The 16,879-nt window shown below is 50.1% G+C and carries 16 protein-coding genes and 1 riboswitch; all 16 genes read right to left on the bottom strand.

The window, feature by feature from the left end:
- Positions 1-76: 76 nt before the first annotated feature.
- Positions 77-1,339: a tetratricopeptide repeat protein gene (locus tag ACEPSU_RS06735; RefSeq protein ID WP_395320766.1), complete on the bottom strand. Its 1,263-nt coding sequence runs from the start codon at positions 1,337-1,339 to the stop codon at positions 77-79.
- Positions 1,340-1,572: 233 nt separating this feature from the next.
- A complete protein-coding gene (locus tag ACEPSU_RS06730; protein WP_011667553.1) occupies positions 1,573-1,848 on the bottom strand; it encodes an HU family DNA-binding protein in 276 nt (91 codons plus the stop codon).
- 241 nt (positions 1,849-2,089) lie between these two features.
- Positions 2,090-3,397, bottom strand: a complete 1,308-nt coding sequence (gene der, locus ACEPSU_RS06725; protein WP_020088658.1) for a ribosome biogenesis GTPase Der — start codon at positions 3,395-3,397, stop codon at positions 2,090-2,092.
- Positions 3,398-3,888: 491 nt separating this feature from the next.
- Positions 3,889-5,196, bottom strand: coding sequence for a 30S ribosomal protein S1 (gene rpsA / locus ACEPSU_RS06720; protein WP_395320762.1), 1,308 nt, complete (start codon positions 5,194-5,196; stop codon positions 3,889-3,891).
- A 78-nt stretch (positions 5,197-5,274) separates the two neighbouring features.
- A complete protein-coding gene (gene cmk / locus ACEPSU_RS06715) occupies positions 5,275-5,955 on the bottom strand; it encodes a (d)CMP kinase (protein WP_395320761.1) in 681 nt (226 codons plus the stop codon).
- Between the two features lie 33 nt (positions 5,956-5,988).
- Positions 5,989-6,618: a LysM domain-containing protein gene (locus ACEPSU_RS06710; protein WP_260338385.1), complete on the bottom strand. Its 630-nt coding sequence runs from the start codon at positions 6,616-6,618 to the stop codon at positions 5,989-5,991.
- A gap of 176 nt (positions 6,619-6,794) precedes the next feature.
- A complete protein-coding gene (locus ACEPSU_RS06705) occupies positions 6,795-8,216 on the bottom strand; it encodes a RecQ family ATP-dependent DNA helicase (protein ID WP_395320760.1) in 1,422 nt (473 codons plus the stop codon).
- On the bottom strand, positions 8,209-9,249 hold the full coding sequence (locus ACEPSU_RS06700) for a helix-turn-helix domain-containing protein (RefSeq protein WP_395320758.1): 1,041 nt from the start codon (positions 9,247-9,249) through the stop codon (positions 8,209-8,211). The genes ACEPSU_RS06705 and ACEPSU_RS06700 overlap by 8 nt, the downstream gene beginning before the upstream one ends.
- Before the next feature lie 103 nt (positions 9,250-9,352).
- Positions 9,353-9,934 (bottom strand): ECF transporter S component, encoded by a 582-nt coding sequence (locus ACEPSU_RS06695; RefSeq protein ID WP_395320756.1) that lies wholly within the window; start codon positions 9,932-9,934, stop codon positions 9,353-9,355.
- A 115-nt stretch (positions 9,935-10,049) separates the two neighbouring features.
- Positions 10,050-10,167, bottom strand: a riboswitch (FMN riboswitch).
- A gap of 61 nt (positions 10,168-10,228) precedes the next feature.
- Positions 10,229-10,951, bottom strand: a complete 723-nt coding sequence (locus ACEPSU_RS06690; protein WP_395361486.1) for a pseudouridine synthase — start codon at positions 10,949-10,951, stop codon at positions 10,229-10,231.
- On the bottom strand, positions 10,952-11,560 hold the full coding sequence (scpB, locus tag ACEPSU_RS06685; RefSeq protein ID WP_020088666.1) for an SMC-Scp complex subunit ScpB: 609 nt from the start codon (positions 11,558-11,560) through the stop codon (positions 10,952-10,954).
- A complete protein-coding gene (locus ACEPSU_RS06680; protein ID WP_395320754.1) occupies positions 11,538-12,326 on the bottom strand; it encodes a segregation and condensation protein A in 789 nt (262 codons plus the stop codon). The genes scpB and ACEPSU_RS06680 overlap by 23 nt, the downstream gene beginning before the upstream one ends.
- Entirely contained in the window at positions 12,280-12,675 is a 396-nt protein-coding gene (locus ACEPSU_RS06675; protein ID WP_395320753.1) for an N-acetyltransferase, read from the bottom strand. The genes ACEPSU_RS06680 and ACEPSU_RS06675 overlap by 47 nt, the downstream gene beginning before the upstream one ends.
- Before the next feature lie 54 nt (positions 12,676-12,729).
- Positions 12,730-13,626: a site-specific tyrosine recombinase XerD gene (xerD, locus tag ACEPSU_RS06670; protein WP_395320752.1), complete on the bottom strand. Its 897-nt coding sequence runs from the start codon at positions 13,624-13,626 to the stop codon at positions 12,730-12,732.
- 11 nt (positions 13,627-13,637) lie between these two features.
- Complete coding sequence (locus ACEPSU_RS06665) at positions 13,638-14,534, bottom strand: S1 RNA-binding domain-containing protein (RefSeq protein ID WP_395320750.1); 897 nt, start codon at positions 14,532-14,534, stop codon at positions 13,638-13,640.
- A gap of 265 nt (positions 14,535-14,799) precedes the next feature.
- Positions 14,800-16,557 carry a pyruvate kinase gene (pyk, locus tag ACEPSU_RS06660; RefSeq protein WP_020088671.1) on the bottom strand — a complete coding sequence of 586 codons (1,758 nt, stop codon included), beginning with the start codon at positions 16,555-16,557 and terminating at the stop codon, positions 14,800-14,802.
- Between the last annotated feature and the right edge of the window lie 322 nt (positions 16,558-16,879).

Raw genomic sequence — 16,879 nt, 5'->3', positions numbered from 1 at the left:
AGTTAAAGTAATTATTGTGTGTTCACTCCAGTAAAAAAGAATGATCCATCGGAACCATTCTTTTTCGTCTTTTCGCTTAAATATCTTGATAGCCTTCCAACATCAACGCCATTTCGCCATCATCCGGCACGACCTTCAGATAAGCCTGTAACAGCTTGATCACCTGGTCGGTAGCCCCTTCTTCGCGGTAGAAGTAGATGGCTGGCTTCAAGAAGTCTGGCTGATCCATGAAGAATGGCGCTGCCGCATCGTAGTACTTGCGAGCACCGGCAAAGTCTTCTTGGTGGTTGGCCGTAATCGCCAAATTCCAGTATAACTGGGGATCAGCATCTTCGGCCTTCACGTATGGCTTAGCTAAAGCTTCGTTTTCGTCCCAACGCTCCTGCTTAACGTAGAGGTTACTCAATTGAATTACCGCAGTAATGTCATCGCTGTCAAGCTCGTGGCCCTTCTTTAGATACTTCTCAGCCAAGGCCTCATCATCCAATTTGGTAGCCACATGCGCCGCCTGGAGCCAGAGCTTCTCGTTATACTGATCAACACCCAGGCCCTCTTGCAAGGCAGTCAGCGCCTCTGGTAAGCGGTTCTCCTGCTCTAGCGCCTGTCCCAAGTAAGGGTAAAGTGAGGTGTAGTGCTCATCACTGTCCTTCAGCTCGTTGAAAAGGTTGATGGCCTCGGTCCGTTCCTTGAGTTGCAGGTAAGTAAAGGCCGTCTCAAACTTCACGTCCGGCGTCATATCCCCGGTATGAATCTGCTTAAGGTAGCCGATTGCCTGCTCGAAGCGCCCAGCGTTGGCGTAGGCTACCCCGAGTCGTTCGACCAGGTTAACCTTAGAGAACTCGGTCGTACCGGCCGTAATTAGGTCCAAATATAGCGGTATAGCCTTTCTGAACTCACGCATGGTATTGTAGAGCTCGGCCAACGCAAACGTGATGACGGGCTCGTCAGGGGCCAATTTCTTGGCCGTCAACAATTTCTGCTCGCTGACTTCGAAGAGTTCCTGCGTCTGATAAAGGTCGGCTGCCACCATCAGCGCCTCCACGTAGGCTGGAGAGTCTGGTCTGACCTGATTCAGGTAGTCTAAAGCTTCGTCGTTCTTGTCTTCATCAATGGCAATATCGGCCAGGTTCGTGCGCAATTCATCTTCATCGGGGTACTTCTTCAAAAGCTTCTCGTAGATCCGTCGCGACTGATTCAGAAATCCCAGAGAGTAGAGCTCCTCGCCCAGACTGAACAGGGTATCATCGTCATCGTGGCGCAGTGACAAGGCATACTGCTTCTTGAAGTCTTCGAGTTGTCCCTTTTCCAATTGATCAAGTGCCGTTTGTGCGTAACTCATAACCCGCCTCCATTTAATTCACTGTCAGGTACTACCCCATTACACTTGCGCTCCATGGGTGTAGCACAGTTTTATTTCGTTAAAGTCACTAAAATTGACAACGCATTTAATTATACGCAATCCGATCAAACATGGAAACTATAAACACTCAAGCTGCCACAAATTTTGGGTAATAAAAAACCAGTCCGACAATTGCCGACCTGGCCCTTTACCTATTAAATAATTAATTGTAATTACTTAACAGCATCCTTTAAAGCTTTACCTGGCTTGAATGCAGGTACTTTGCTTGCTGGGATTTGGATTTCTTGTCCAGTTTGTGGGTTACGGCCCTTACGAGCTGCACGTTCACGTACTTCAAAGTTACCAAAGCCGATCAATTGAACCTTTTCGCCTTTTGCTAACGTTGCTTGGACAGAATCGAATACTGCATCAACTGCAGCAGTTGCGTCCTTTTTAGTTAAACCAGTTGCAGTTGCAACGTCGCTAACCAATTGTGCTTTGTTTGCCATGTTTGAATTCACCTCCTGCAATGAAGATTAGATGAATGCCATCTAGTAGTCATTTTTGAGTGGTCCAAAAATGATGAAACAAATACGGTCAACCGCATCATTTCTTAATCAAAGATAGCACAGGAAGCCTTATATGACAAGGGATAACACCATTTTTTAGCAATTATCCCGTAAGATTTACGATTTTTATCGAAAAATGGGTCAAAATCGGCCTTAGAGTAAGACTAAAGCGCTTTTTTTCCTACTTCCGTGCCCGTTCGATCAGATGGATTGGTGTCCCATCAAAATCGAAATGTTCCCGGATTTGGTTTTCCAAGAAACGCTCATAAGAGAAATGCATCATCTTGGGATCGTTAACGAAGACCACAAAAGTCGGCGGTGCAACGGCCACTTGAGTTGCATAGTAAACCCGTAGCCGCTTCCCATTATCGGATGGCGTTGGATTCAGGGCAATTGCGTCCATGATCACGTCATTCAGGGTAGCGGATTGTACCCGCTTGTTGTGGTTCTCGGAGACCCGCTTGATCATTTCCGGCAGCTGTTCGAGCCGTTGTCCAGTCTTCGCCGAAACGAAGATGATTGGGGCATAGCTCAGGTATTGGAACTCGATGCGGATCAGGTTCTGGAAGTCTGTCAGCGTATGGTTATCCTTCTTCAGGGTATCCCACTTGTTGACCAAGATAATGATTCCTCGACCAGCCTCATGGGCGTAACCGGCGACCCGTTTATCTTGCTCACGAATACCTTCCTCGGCGTTCATGACCATCAACACGACATCGGAATTGTCAATGGCGCGCATGGCCCGCATAACACTGTATTTTTCAGTGTTTTCGTAGACCTTACCACGCTTACGAATCCCGGCCGTATCGACCATGGTGAACTCGGTACCATCAGCGGTAAACTTGGTATCGATGGCGTCACGGGTAGTCCCAGCCACGTCAGAGACGATGACCCGGTCTTCTCCCAAGATAGCGTTGACCAGAGAGGACTTCCCGACGTTGGGCCGTCCAATCAGGCTAAAGCGAATGGTATCGTCCTTAGGCGCACCGGTATCTTCAGGGAATTCCTTAACGACGGCATCCAGCAGGTCACCCAAGCCCAACCCATGGGCCCCAGAAACGGGGTATGGATCGCCCAACCCTAATGAGTAGAAGTCATAGATTGACTCCCGTACTTCAGGGTTATCGGCCTTGTTGACCGCTAACAGAACCGGCTTGTTGGCCCGGTACAAAATTTTGGCAACGTTTTCGTCAGCATCGGTGACCCCTTCAGGTGCACTCGTGATAAAGACGATGACGTCGGCTTCTTCGATGGCGATTTCCGCCTGCTGCGTAATTTGGGTGATGAATGGTTCGTCACTGAGGTCAATCCCCCCAGTGTCGATCATCCGAAATTCAGTTCCCAGCCATTCGGCACGCGTATAGATTCGGTCACGCGTAACCCCTGGGGTATCTTCAACGATTGAGATTCGTTCACCGGCGATCCGGTTGAACAGGGTCGATTTACCAACATTAGGACGACCCACGATTGCGACTACGGGATAAGCCACGACAAATCCCTCCTTCTTCAAATCAATTTAATTTTTAATACGGGTTATATAGATGTTACCATCTACCTTACCGGGTGGCAAAAACAAGCTGGAACGCTAGGGCGGACGCTGAAAGCCACAAACCGGTCTTTCAGCTTGTGGCGGAACCTCCAAAACCGAGTTTCCACCACACCAATTCACTAAGCGGTACAAACCACCGCAAAGTGAATTCCCACAGCTGAGCTTATTTTTGCCACCCTCACGGCTCACATGGATGACTCACATCCACGCATGAACCATGTAAACCACACTTCGAGCAACGACATCTGCTCACAAGAGTCATAGTCTACACGATAATCGGTTAACTGTCAAAACTGGCGGTTACCGTGTCGCCGTTGCGGGCTTATTTTCGGGCTCGTTGGCGATACGGTTAAAATACCCCTGATGACATGAAAAGGGTTCGGAGCGAAACCAACAAAGTTCCGCGCCAAACCCTTCTTCAACCAAACGTATTAGTTGTTTTCGTTATCTTCCATGTCCTTCTTCAGGCTGTCCCCAATGAGGTCACCTAAAGAGAAACCAGTGCTTTCTTCTGGGGCGTTAGCCGTTGAAGTTTCAGCAGAGTTCCGGTTGTTACGACGACGGTTGTTACCACCGTTGTTGTTCCGGCTCCGGTTGTTATTGTTGCTACTGTGGCTTTCGGAAGCTTCGTCACCAGATTGTGGCTTTTCTTCCAAGGCCTTGATAGACAATGCCAAACGGTGGTCATCTGGACGTACATCCAAGACCTTAACCTTGATTTCTTGACCAACCTTCAGAACGTCAGCAGGCGTTGCGATGTGTTGGTGGGAAATTTGGGAAATGTGAACTAAACCTTCAACGCCAGGGAACACTTCAACGAAGGCCCCAAAGCTAGTCAAACGCTTAACAGTACCATCTAAGACGCTACCTTGAGGGGCTTTGTCTTCGATACCATCCCAAGGTTCTGGCAAGGTTTGCTTGATGGAAAGGGAAATCCGGTCACGGTCAGTATCAACAGATAAGACCTTAACCTTAACTTCTTGGCCCACCTTCAAGACATCGCTAGGCTTTTCAACCCGTTCAAAGGCGATTTCTGAAACGTGAACTAACCCATCAACGCCACCAAGATCAACGAAGGCACCAAAGTTGGTCAAACGTGCAACTTTACCTTCAACGATGTCACCGGCAGTCAACTTAGCCATGATTTCAGCCTTTTGTGCTGCACGTTCCTTTTCAACCAATGCACGGTGAGAAAGGATCAGACGGTTTTCGCTAGGTTCGATTTCGACAATCTTGAACTCCAGGGTTTGGCCCTTGAATTGAGATAAGTCTTCAACGAAGTGGTCAGATACCATAGATGCAGGAACGAATCCACGCACACCAGCATCAACGACTAACCCACCCTTAACCACTTGGGTAACGGGTGCAGTCAACGTATGACCTGCTTCGAATTCCTTTTGGATGTCGTCCCAAACCTTACGGGCTTCCAAACGACGTTGTGACAGTAAGTAACTGCCGCCTTCCTTGTCAGTACCAATACGAGAAATTACGACGAGGTCCATAACGTCCCCGACTTTAATTACAGAATTAATATCATCAACTGGCTTCGTGGAAAGTTCCTTCTTTGGAACAACCCCTTCAATACCAGTATCAGCAATACCGACGATTGCTTGTTGGTCGTCATCGATCGTTAAGACTTCACCCTTAACGACGTCACCGACTTTAACGTTATCGATGCTGTTTAAAGCATCTAATAATTCGTTATTTTCATTGTTTTGACTCGTGCCATTTTCACTCATGCGAATTTTTCCTCCTTGCGACAACTCTAAATACCATTTTAGCTGATTGTGCTGTTAAAAGCTAGTAAAAAGCCCATTTTATAGGGATTCTTTTTCTTGGATGATTTCAGCGATGCGATCGGCCACTTCCTGGATGGACATGGACGTCGTATCGAGCCGAATTGCATCCGCTGCTTGGGTCAATGGTGAGATCTTTCGGGTCGAGTCTTTGCGGTCCCGTTCCTCAATCTCATACTTCAACGTTTCCAGTGGCGTATTGATCCCCTTAGCCGCGTTATCCTTTAACCGGCGCTGTGCCCGTTCTTCAACGCTCGCAACTAAGAAGATCTTAACCTCGGCCTTGGGCAACACGGTTGACCCAATATCGCGGCCATCCATGACGATTCCGCCAGCATCGGCAATTTGTCGTTGGCGTTCCGTCAATTCAGCCCGAACAGCTGACTGGGCTGAAATCTGTGAGACAGCATTTGTCACGTCCGGTTGGCGAATCGCTAAGGTTACCTCGGTATCGTCAACGAAGACCTTTTGAACGGGAGTCCCGGGCTCAAAACGAATCGTAATCTGATCCAAGAGGTCCTTCACGGCAGCCTCATCGTCTAACGCCACGCCAGCTTGCAAGACTTTCCAAGTAATGGCGCGGTACATGGCACCCGTATCACAGTATATGTAGTGAAAACGCTGTGCAACAATTTTTGCCACCGTACTCTTCCCAGCCGAGGCTGGGCCATCAATGGCAACCTGTAATCCTTGTTTATCCATCAAACCAAACTCCCTATAAATTGAAATTAAATCCTACTTTACACGTAACTTTTGACCAGGATGCAATGCAGCACCCGAAGACAGGCCATTTAATTCAAGCAACTTATCAACCGAAATTCCGGCATTCGTTGCGACCCGGTAGACCCCTTGGCCGGATTCAACGGTCGCATACTTTTGACCAGCGGTGCTGCTTGAACTTGTACTGCTGCTCGTTGTGCTACTACTTGTAGCAGCTGAACTGCTGTGGCTGGTGGTAGCCGAAGAACTGCTAGTCGTCTTAGCCGAACTAGCAGTCGTGGTAGATGTCGTTGATTTTTTGTGGCTCGTTGAAGCAGCTTGCTTCTTCGATGATGCCTGACTTGATGATTTATGGGAGCTCTTGGCCTTCTTGGAGGACGAGCTAGACGAACTAGCCGCGACCTTCTCGGTATTTTGAGGCCGGTTGACCGCACTTTGACGGGCTAGGCCGTAGACCAACGAGGCTGCCGCAATCACGATAATGATTGCCACCAGAATGATGGTAACCATGGTATTGCTATGATTTTGTCGCCGCATTTTCGTTCGTGACAGGTTCCCCTGATCGTCGCGATCATCGGCAAACGAGGAATCCCATGGATGGGACTCTTGTTCCTTCGACGTTTGATCGTCACGCTTTTGACTCATCATCTAACCTCCCTGAAAAACTTTCAACCGTAATTGTACCACGCTGACGTTTTTTTAGGTAGCTATAATTGTTCGAAGTATCGATATGACGGCATTCTTCAAAATCTCTTAATTATATTTACCTGTAGTTAATTATGAATTGTGGAACTTTTTGCACTTGGTTTGACAATTCGTCATTAAAATAACCGCCGCAGTCGCGCAACCCAGTCTCCATCTTGAGTTACCGGGTCAGATTTGTGTGACGACAGCAACCCTAACTGTTCAAAATCCGGGGTCATCCCCGCTGGTGAGCAACACCGCTCGTGATGGGCCGGACTCTGTTCGTCAAACGCCGCAAGCCAATTTTGCCGCAAGCAACGCGGTTCACGCACGTATTTCAGCATCTGTGCCAGCGCCCTGTTCCGTTCTCGCTCTCGACGGCTAAATAGGTTAACCACCGCCGCCTCACTAATGCCATGCCGTTTGTAGAACGCCAGCAGTGCAATGGCTGCGTCATCCTCGCTAAACGCCTGTGGTCGGGCATAGTAGCGGTGAATGGTCTCCGGTTCGGGCCGGTTGGCTTGCCCCAACATTAAGGGAAGCTGTTCATCCCCACTGGCGTACAACAGAATGGCCACACTTGGCAGACCATCCCGCCCGGCTCGGCCAATCTCCTGCGCATAGCTCTCAAAGTCTGCCGGCAAGTGGTAGTGGATAACATAGCGGACATCATTCTTATCGATGCCCATCCCAAACGCACTGGTCGCACAGATCACGTCGAGTTGACCCGCCATGAACTGTTGCTGAATCTTGAAACGATCCTCACTACTTAGTCCCGCATGGTAGGCCGCTGCCTGCACGCCCGTCTGCTGCTGGAGTGCTAACGCCGTATCGCTGGCCTGCTGCTTACTGGAAAAATACACCACACCCGGTCCCTGTAGCTGACCGACCAGCGCCGTCAAGCGTTCCTGCTTCTCCAGCTCGTCAGCGACTTGCTCCACGTCGAGAAAGATATTGGGGCGATCGACGGACTCTGCCACTATTTCTGGCTGACTCCGTAACTGCTTGGCAATCTCTTGCCGCGTCGTCTGTCCCGCCGTTGCCGTCAGCATCAGTGTTAGTGGCTGTTGTAACTGCGTACGAATGGCACCCAATAACAGATACTCCGGTCGAAAATCCGGCCCCCACTGCACGATACAGTGAGCTTCATCAATCACCAATAAACTCAGCTGGAGCTGTTTGATTTGCGCCAACATCTGCGACTGGGCTAACATTTCCGGTGACATAAAGAGAAATTGATACTCCCCGAGGTGGCGCATGATTACCTGCCGTTCCCGATAGCTCGTCAGCGAATTAATCGCGGCCACCCGCTTAAACCCCGCCATGCGCATCCGATCAACCTGATCGTTCATCAGCGACAACAGGGGGGAGATAATCAGCACACATCCCGGATGACGGTACCCGTACAACTGATAGATCAACGTCTTACCGGCACCGGTCGGCAAAACGGCCAGCGTGTCTTGACCCGCCTCTAATGACGTGAGAGCTGCCTGCTGCCCCTCTCTGAATTTCGTAAAGCCAAATACTTTTTCCAAACTTGTCGCTAAGGGCTCAAGCATCCCCCACACCTCGCTTATCACACCAAATGGCGTAGAGTCGAAAATCAAAAAACGTGTAGCGGTCCTGAAGCTCCTGCGGTAACGCCGTGTACTGCCAGGTATCAATTGGCCCGGTCAGACTAGTCGCAAACGCTGTACGCATGGGCGACGTCAATAACCAGTCATAGGGAAACTGGGCTAACGGTAATAGAATCGCCGCCTCCAGCAAATGTTCCCGTGCCGTTCCCGGCTTGATCTGACGCACCGTAGCAATCTGTTCCACACGTCGCCCCTGTGACACCGCCGCTAGGGTCTGCTGCGCACTGCGCGTAACCGGTGACTGCCACAGTGGCCGAAATAGAGCGCTCAACGGATGGTCAGACTCGCGGGCATCCTGAGCAATCTGCATGACCCCATCAAACTGCATCAGCGTCACCGACCACGCGGTCCGCTCCTGACTTAACGCTAACTGATCCGCCGTCAGCCCCGGCTGGCCGTGCCCTGTAAACAGGTCCGTGACGACCCCCGCCGTGACCGGTGGTAGCTTTTCAAGGCTACTTTTCAGTGAATCGAACATTCGTTCTGGTAGCTGAGCACTCTTACTCTGATGGAACCAATTTCGTACCGCCTGACGTGTCTCCAGGTCCGTCGCCAACGGGTAATAGCGCTTGGCCGAATGGGCATACTGACTCACAACCTGCACCGCCAGTAAGAGCCGTTGCCGGGCCGCCAAGAGATCCAGCATCCCCCAACTGGCCCAAGTCTGTGGGTGCTCAGCATGAGCCGCCTGTTCAGTGGCCCCCGCTGCAGTCAAACGAACCTGATCGGGCGTCTCACCCGTCTCGGCCCATCCCCGCTTAATCAGCACCTGTGCTGGGGCGTCTAAGGCTCCCCGCGCCATTTTCTTATCCAGGGCAATCAGATAGAGTAACCGGTAGCGTAGACCCCAATACAGCGTCGACACCGTCTTCTTCTCCCGCAGGAGGTTCTCAATCACCCGCAAACGGCGAAACTGTTGCTGATCCAGTAAGGCTAGTAAGTCCGCCGCTTCCATGGCTACGCATCCCTTCCGTAATAAGTCTGCACCTAGTTTACCATACGAAAAGGGCTGACAGTATGCCAGCCCTCCATTTCAAGACAATTCATGATTGATTCATTTATGATAGCGTGTGCTTCTGTAGCCAGGGCGCCATCCGTCGATTTAGCAGAATGAACAGAATCCCGAGGACGATCCCCTTGATCAGGTTAAACGGAATAACACCGAATAAGATGAGCTTGTTCACGGGTAAGCCCAACGACATTCCCCACACCTTAAGATACAGGGGCGTAATTACCCACCAGTTGGCAAGTGATAACACGATGGTGAGACTCAACGTCCCGACAATCACCGCGACCACTTGCCGCTTGACCGTCCACTCGTGACGCCGTAACACGGCACTGATCGGCAGCGCCAGTGCGAGATCGGCAATGAACGCCGTCAAAACGCCAATAAAATTGACGATATCTAGCCCCGTCGTAACGAAGTACAATAACTCCTTAATTGCGGCAATGGTAATCGCCCCCGCGGGACCAAAGACCCCCAACCCAATCAGCACGACTAGGTCGCTTAAATCGAGTTTCATGTACGGCACGATGGGAATGATCGGAATCGACACGAACATCAAGATATAGGAGACCCCGGCGAATAACGCCATCTCGACCATCGCGCGAACGCTTAAACCCTTGTGACTACTTTCCATGAGACTAATTCCTCCTTGCGGTCATCTCAGTGACGCGACCCACGAAAAAAGGCCTCGCCACAGAAGAGCAAGACCTTGGAGTTTACGTCAAAATTAAGCAACGCAAAAAGCAACGTCTCATCTTCTGCATACCAGACTATACTGTCGGTTTCGGAGTTGCACCGAATCAACCGCTCGCGCGGGTCGCGGACTTTACCGCCGGTCGGGAATTACACCCTGCCCTGAAGATGAACCATAAATTTTTTTGTACACCTTTAATGTACTAAACGAACCAACGCCTGTCAACAATTTGTCTCAGGCTAAACCGGTTAAACGGCGAAGTTCTTTGACTTCCTCCGGCTTCAGATTACGTGCATCGCCGGGTTGAAGGCCCTTGAGCGTTAAGAAGCCATATTCTTCACGCTTCAACTTTTCAACGGGACAGCCAATGGCGTTCAACATCTTTTTAACCTGATGATTCTTGCCTTCGTGAATCGTTAACGAGACAATTGCAATTTTTTTCTTTTCGTCGGTACTGATGATCTTAGCCTTGGCTGGGGCGTACTTGATCTCATCGACCGTAATCCCCTGACGCAATTCACGCAACGCATCGTTCGTTGGAATCCCCGTGACCCGCGCCACGTAAGTCTTCTCAACTTCATATTTGGGATGCGTCAACCGATTGGCGAGTTCCCCGTCGTTGGTCAACAGGATCAGTCCCGAGGTATCGTAGTCCAACCGGCCGACTGGATAGACCCGTTGGCTGACGTTTTCGACCAAGTTGACCACCGTCTTACGCCCTTTTTCGTCGTTAGACGTTGAAATCACGCCCCGTGGCTTATACAGCATCACGTAGGCGGGGGCTTCGGTGGTAATCGGGACGCCATCCACGAGGATCTTATCGTGGACGCCGACCTTGGTTCCCAACTCCGTCACAACGCTGCCATTGACCCTGACGCGGCCGCTCATGATTAACTTTTCTGATTGACGTCGTGAAGCCACGCCGTCGTGTGCTAAAACTTTTTGTAGTCGTTCCATTTACGTTTCATCTCCTGATTCTCCTGGTTGATTCAGTTGCTGGTTAAAGGCTTGCAAGAACAAGTCACCGCCATCCCCATCGTCCTGTTCGCTGGGATTAGCCGCAGCGGGTAACGGTGGTAAGTCGGTGAGTTGTTTTAAGCCAAAGTAGTCGAGAAAGTAGGCACTGGTCCGGTAGAGCTTCGGCCGGCCCGGTTCGTCCAGACGTCCCGCGTCTTCGACCAACCGACGTAAGACCAGTTTTTGGACAGTGGAGGCGCTCTGAACCCCACGAATCTCATCGACTTCGATTCGCGTGATCGGTTGGCGGTACGCAATGATCGCCAAGACTTCCAATGACGCCGGTGAGAGGCTCGTACTCAAAGGATTCTCGAAGTACCGCTTGATCAAGTCGCCCGCAGCTTCCTTCGTGACCAGCCGATAGGTGGTATCGTTGACCATCAATTCTAGTGCCGAGTCCTGATCAGCCGCATATTTCTGGGCCAACCGTTCCAACGAGGCTAGAATCGCCGGGCGCAACAATCCCGTGGCCGCTGCTAAATCAGCGACCGTGATGCCTTCGTCACCGCTGACGAACAATAAACTTTCAATCTGTGCTAGGGGTGACATCCGTGGGATACCTACCTTTCAACCGTAAAAAATTAATCTGCAGCGGTACTAAACGACTGACCTGTTGCAAGGCAACCTGACGTTGTCGGGCGAGCTCTAAGACGGCCAGAAAGGTCGTGACGATCTCGTCGAGCACCGGGGTCTGACCCAGCAACTTTTCAAAGTTAACCGGGCCCTTACTGTGCGCCAAGCGCGTTAGTACCGTCTGCATCTGTTCTTTAATCGTATAGTGTTCCTGCTGAATGCTCTGAGTGACCGGCTTGGCCACCATGGCGCGATGAATCAGCTTGGCCAGTGCCGCCTGGAGATCCGCCGGCTCAATGCCCGGAGCTACCGATAAAGCCACTGAGTCTGGGACTGCCATGGCGGGACGGGTAAAGTGTTGCTGGCGTTCCTGTGCCCGCTCCTTGAGCACCTGTGCCGCTTGCTTATAGCGCTGATACTCGAGCAGCTGATTGACCAAGTCTTCTCGCGGATCACCCATGTCGTCCTCATCACTGGGCTCCAGTGTCTGCGGCTTTGGCAATAATAGTTTGGCCTTAATAGCCATCAGGTTTGCCGCCATCACAAAATACTCCCCGGCAATGTCGAGCCGCAGCGTCTGCATCTGATGCAGGTAATCCAGATACTGACTGGTAATCGTTGCAATCCGGATATCGTAAATATCCATTTCGTTCGTTTTAATTAAATGTAACAGTAAATCCAGTGGGCCCTCAAAATCACTGACCTGAATCAGCGGTTGCCCGGTTGCTGTGGCTTTGTCCATGGTGATACTCCCATTTTGCAATAGTCTTGGCTGTGGAGAGGGTCCCCATCAGCCGCTTATCTGGTAACGTTGTGGCCAGTTGATCCAGCAACTGCCACGTATTTTCAATAACATCCTTATCTGGCATCAATGTGATCAACCGCACAATCAGGTAATTTCCCTGAACCTGGGTCCCCACAGCACCGGCGAAGTCATCGTAAGTGTCCTTCCACAAGTAGAGTGTCCGATCATCCCCAGATTGGTACCAAGCCAGCTCGTGCTGCAGCCGGTCCCAGTCCTTAAAGGTGGGCATCAAGCTCAGCAAGCCCATGGCGATCTTTTGATAATCACTCCGATATTTCAGTAACATGCTTTTCCTCCGTTCAATCGTCTCTGACCCTAGTCACTCTCATCCGGTGCCGCGCTAGGCTCGGGGATGATACTGATCATAGACCGAGACCAATCGCTTCTTGGAAATATGGGTATAAATCTGCGTTGTCGTAATATCCGCGTGTCCCAGAAGCTCCTGAACCACCCGCAGATCTGCGCCGTTCTCCAAAATATGTGTAGCAAATGAATGCCGCAACGTGTGGGGCGTCACGTCCTTGTGGATGTCAGCCAGTGCCACGTAATGCTTGATTTTCTGCCAAATGGCCTGTCGTGACAGCCCGCCACCGTGGGCATTGAGAAAGAGATAGGGACTTGTTCGCTGTTTCAGCAAGACCGGTTGACTGTGCGCCAGATACCGGTTGATCCAGTCGGTCGCCACATCCCCAATGGGAATGATCCGTTCCTTATCACCCTTACCCAACGTCTGAATCAACCCCATCTCCAAGTGCAGGTCGGCCAGCTTCAAATGAACCAACTCACTGACCCGTATCCCAGTCGCGTACATCACTTCGAGAATGGCGCGATCACGCAGCCCATATTTATTAGCGGTATCTGGCGCAGCCAGCAGTCGATCGACCTCAGCCACCGTGAGCACCGCCGGCAAATGTTCCGCGTGCTTGGGTGCGGCGATGTTCGCCATCGGGTTGTCAGTGATCTGATGGGTCTGCACCAGATAACGGTAAAACTTACGTAGCGCTGACACGGCGTGAATCACGGAATTTCGCGATTTTCCACTGGCCGTCAGCGCACTCAGGTAGTTCATGACCGTCAGCCGGTCGACCTTTAAGAAGCTTGCGAGGTGCTGCTCGGTCAGATACGCCGCAAAGTTATGAAGTTCTTGAGTGTAACTCGTCACCGAATTCTTGGCTAGGCCCTGCTCCACGGTAAGGTAGTGTGCAAAGTCCAGCGTCTGATCTTCTAATTCGGTCATGAGCGTGCCTCCTAGTCCTGGGTCTCCTCAGTCGCGTCAGTGGCTTCGGTCGCCACTAACCAGAGTTGACCATCGTGTTGCGTAATCTTCCGTGCCTTCAAGAGGTGGCCAATGGCCCGTTTGAATTGGCCTTTGCTAATCCCGAAGTAAGCTTTGATAGCGGCTGGGTCACTCTTATCGCTAAAGTCCAAACGACCGTCCTCACTGTGTTCCAGTGCGGCTAACAGCATAGCGGAGTCGTCATCAATGGCCTCGTACGTCCGTGGACGTAAGGACAGGTTCAACGTTCCATCGTCGTGGACCCCGATAACCCGTGCGTGGAGTTCTTCACCTAAACGGGGTTCGCGTTCCCGTTCGGATGGATGAATGAACCCTAACTCGTAGTGGTCGGTCATTACCCGCGTGCCAACCAGCTTCAATTGATAGGAACGAACAATCACGTTGGAGTTTTGCAGAATCTTCTTGGCGGGTTGGGCAATGGCGGCGTAAATGTCACCGTCAGCCAGCACACCCCAGAGCCGTTGCTTAGCATCCTCACGCAAAGCAATCAGCAGGCGATCACCCTGTTGAGGCCACAATTCCATCATGTCTGGCAGGTCATCCAAGGAAACGACAATATCCTTGTTAGGCAAACCAACATCAACAAAGACACCTAACGTCCGTTGCGTCCGGACCACCGTCCCGAAGCCGTAGTGATCGACTTGAACTTGCGGTGCATTCCGCGTAATTTGCATTTCGTGGTTTTCATTTTCGTAGGTAAACCCTTTGAAGTTTGAGCCTAGTTTTAAAGGTTTCTTGATTTCTGACTTGTCCAGCCGAAAAGTCGTTCCGGAAATCTGAACGTAGTAATCATTTTCATTTTCATCGGTAACTTTTCCCGCGATGACGCGGCCTAATAGTTCTTCCATAATCTCCTCAATTCTACTGGTTTTCCCAGTCAACCGTTCAAAAGTGTCTAACCTTTATTTTACACGGAAACCGTCCAACTAGCGAGCGTTATTCTTTACAAATTTACTTATGACACCTACTATCCCCTTATCGCCTGCAATGCTTCCTGAATTGGCAACTCGTATCCCAGACTTATGAGACTTCACAGCGGCTAATTCCCCCCACAAATCACAAAAAACGGACCCCCGACAGAGGGTCCGTTTTTAATAACAGGTTTATCTCGTATTAAAGCGCGTTGGAAGCACCGTGGTAAACGATACCGCGACGTGAGTCAACGGTGATCAATTCGCCATCGGAGATCTTTTCGCTGGCACCAGTAGCGCCAACGATAACAGGAATCCCCATGGAAATCCCAACAACAGCTGCGTGAGAAGTCAACCCACCGTTTTCAACGATAACGGCGCTAGACTTTTCGATAGCTGGCAAGTAGTCCTTGTCGGTGTTCTTGGCAATCAAGATACCACCTTCAACAACCTTTGCGTTTGCGTCAGCAGCGGAGTTTGCGATAACGGCCTTGCCAATTACCGTGTCATCACCGACACCTTGGCCTTGAACTAACTTTGAGCCGATCAATTGGATCTTCATCAAGTTAGTCGTGCCGCGTTCGCCAACGGGAACACCGGCAGTGATTAAGATCAAGTCGCCTTCCTTGGCCAAACCAGTTTCAACGGCCTTGGCAGCAGCTAAATCAAACATTGCGTCAGTGTTAGCAGGCTTTTCGGTAACGATTGGGTAAACACCCCAGTTAACCATCAAGCCACGACGAGTACGGTCGTCAAAGGTAACAGCTAAGATATCAGCATTTGGCCGGTACTTAGAAATCATCTTTGCAGTGTAGCCGGATTCCGTAGCAGCAACGATGGTCTTAACACCTAATTCGTTAGCAACACGGGCAACGGAAGCACCGATGGATTCGGTAACGTCACCGTTATCGAAGTCCAAGTTGTCACGGCCAAATTCTGCCAAAGCATTTTCAGCCTTGATGTCGATCCGGTTCATAGTTGCAACGGATTCTACAGGGTATTCACCGTTAGCACTTTCACCAGAAAGCATAGTTGCATCAGTACCATCAAAGACGGCGTTGGCAACGTCAGAAGCTTCGGCACGCGTAGGACGTGGGTTTTCTTGCATGGAGTCTAACATTTGGGTAGCAGTAATAACTGGCTTGCCTAAGATGTTACACTTCTTGATCAAAGCTTTTTGTACCAAAGGCACGTTTTCCGTAGGAATTTCGACACCCATGTCACCACGAGCGACCATCAAACCATCGGAAACCTTGATGATGTCATCAAAGTTGTTGATACCTTCTTGGGATTCGATCTTAGGGAAGATTTGAACGTGTTCCATGTGCTTTTCTTCGAGGAGTTCACGGATGTCCATGACATCTTGTGGCTTACGAACGAATGAAGCAGCGATGAAGTTGATTTCGTGGTCCAAACCAAAACGAATATCGTCGGAGTCCTTTTCAGTGATCCCTGGTAAGTTGATGGAAACGCCAGGAGCGTTAACACCCTTACGGGAACCTAAGACACCATCGTTTTGAACTTTAACAACTAATTCCTTAGTTGCGTCATCCTTCTTTTCAACGACAGTATCTAATAAACCATCATCGAATAAGACGTGGCCGCCTTCGTGGACATCGTCGAACAAGCCAGGGTAAGTAACAGCAATCTTTTCCTTGGTACCTTCGAGTGAGTCATCCATGGAGATCCGGAATTCGTCGTCGGTATGGAAGTCAAGCTTGCCACCCTTTTCAACAGTCGTCCGAATTTCGGCACCCTTAGTATCTAACATGATACCAACGGTCTTACCAGTAATCTTTTCAGCCTTGTGGACCTTTTCCAAACGGTCTAAATGTTCTTCATGGTCACCGTGTGAAAAGTTGAACCGGAAGATGTTGGCGCCAGATTCGATTAATTTAACAATCGTATCAACGTCAGTACTTGCAGGACCAAGGGTACTTACGATCTTGGTTTTCTTCATTAGAAAAATCTCTCCTTTAGAATTGGCCGAACTGGTTCACCAATCTCGTTAAAAATTGGCATGCCAAAAGTTTCGGCTCAAATTTGATTCCAAAATTATTCTATCACTTTTGAAAATTAATGTCTGCTATGTTTATCGATTTTTCGACACTTTGTACACAATTTCTCAAAGTAAGCGTTTTCCCCTACCCGTCGGCGCTGAAAACCCACAGAAATTGCGTCGTTTTATAACCAATTTGTTATCAAAGAAATAATTTTCGATTTATTGGGGAACGTTCAAAAACGGGAGACATGTTGACCAGTTTTGCGGTAAAAACACTCTG

It is taken from the genome of Levilactobacillus parabrevis (genome assembly GCF_044051715.1).
Taxonomy (GTDB): domain Bacteria; phylum Bacillota; class Bacilli; order Lactobacillales; family Lactobacillaceae; genus Levilactobacillus; species Levilactobacillus parabrevis.
Note: the sequence above shows the minus strand (reverse complement) of the source record. Positions and strands in the feature narration are given on the sequence as shown.